Below are 1,509 nucleotides of genomic sequence, written 5' to 3'. Positions count from 1 at the left end.
GATACCACCAATAATACCAGTGATTGGACTTAATAAACCGCCATCACCACCGCCGCTGATGCCACCAATAATACCAGTGATTGGACTTAATAAACCGCCGCCACCACCGCCGCTGATACCACCAATAATACCAGTGATTGGACTTAATAAACCGCCGTCACCACCGCCGCTGATACCGCCAATAATACCTGTGATTGGACTTAATAAACCGCCATCACCACCGCCGCTGATACCACCAATAATGCCAGTGATGGGACTCAATAAGCCACCACTACTACCACCCACAATGCTTGTTACGGTGTTTAAAGGATTGTTATCGATATCATTAGTAATACTGCTAATTGTATTTGTAACTGTAGTTGGGGAAAGAATATTTGTAATTGTTGAAAGTGAAAGAGGCGCTAGGGCAGAAGTACTAGCTGATGAGGTATTACTGTCAATTAGGCTTGAGGTAATACTTTTTATGGGTGAAAGAAGACTTTTGAATAGCATAATTTTACCTATATTTTTAAAGTTGTGTTGTTGTGATTCGATTATTTAGTGATTGCGTATATTGTGATTTGTGTCGCATTAATCATTTTTAATGTTATTCTTTTCAATTATTTTGTCAATCTATGTGATGCTTTGCAGTTAATTGTTAAATATGAATTAATATTAAGTAGGCTATTGAATTTTATTGTTTATTGGTAGATTTTTCTTTTGTATTTCTCGCTAAGCCTTTGCTTTAATCGTTGATTATGCTGATGTGATTTATATTTTTAAGTTTAGAAATCAATGAATTGAATTGTATATGAAGATTTATTTTAGATGATGATAAAAGTGTCTGGTTTGGAGTTTATGAAATTTGTTATTTGTTTGAAAGTAAATATTTCTGCTAAACCTATTTTTTTAAATTATTAATACATTTCAATGAATTAAGATTTAATTATCTATATTCTCATTCGTATTATCTGATCTGCTATTTCATGCTCTTTTTAGGAGCTATTAATAATACTTATTAATTTAGAATCGTTTACGGAAACGTTGTGTAAACAATGATAGAGGCACAAGGACTCGTCATATAAAAAACCGCCAACTATTGTCAGCGGTTTTTTGATTTGGGGAGGATTAGAAAAGACTACTATTTCCAAAGAGTTGTTCGTTTAAGTTCAAGCTTGGAATCGATAGATTGTCTGTGAAGTTGGTTGTTGATCCACTCATCGAGAAGATTTGAGATGAAGACGCAGCACCTAGAACAGAGTTTAGAATATTATCTACGCCACCATTCGAGCTAGTACAACCACAGTTATCCCCCAAGTTAATCGATAATAAGCCACCAAGATTGCCGACTATATCTCCACTGAGAATACCTGTGATAGGCGCTAATACGCCGCCGTCACCACCACCGATACCACCAATGATGCCAGTGATTGGGCTTAATAAACCGCCATCACCGCCAATTCCACCACCGATGCTTCCGAGGATGCCTCCGCCAAGAAGATCATCACCCACGATATGTTGAATGATATC

1 protein-coding gene and 1 pseudogene are annotated in these 1,509 nt (G+C 36.6%); both read right to left on the bottom strand.

Going from position 1 to position 1,509, the window contains the following annotated elements; all coding sequences use genetic code 11:
* Window positions 1-492 (bottom strand): annotated as a pseudogene (locus F927_RS17375) (beta strand repeat-containing protein); the annotation flags it as partial.
* Window positions 493-1,107: 615 nt separating this feature from the next.
* A partial coding sequence (locus tag F927_RS17260; protein ID WP_005086800.1) for a hypothetical protein occupies window positions 1,108-1,509 on the bottom strand: 402 nt, incomplete at its 5' end.

This window comes from Acinetobacter haemolyticus CIP 64.3 = MTCC 9819 (genome assembly GCF_000369065.1).
Taxonomy (GTDB): domain Bacteria; phylum Pseudomonadota; class Gammaproteobacteria; order Pseudomonadales; family Moraxellaceae; genus Acinetobacter; species Acinetobacter haemolyticus.
The sequence above is the reverse complement of the archived record's forward strand: the minus strand, read 5'-3'. Positions and strand labels throughout refer to the sequence as shown.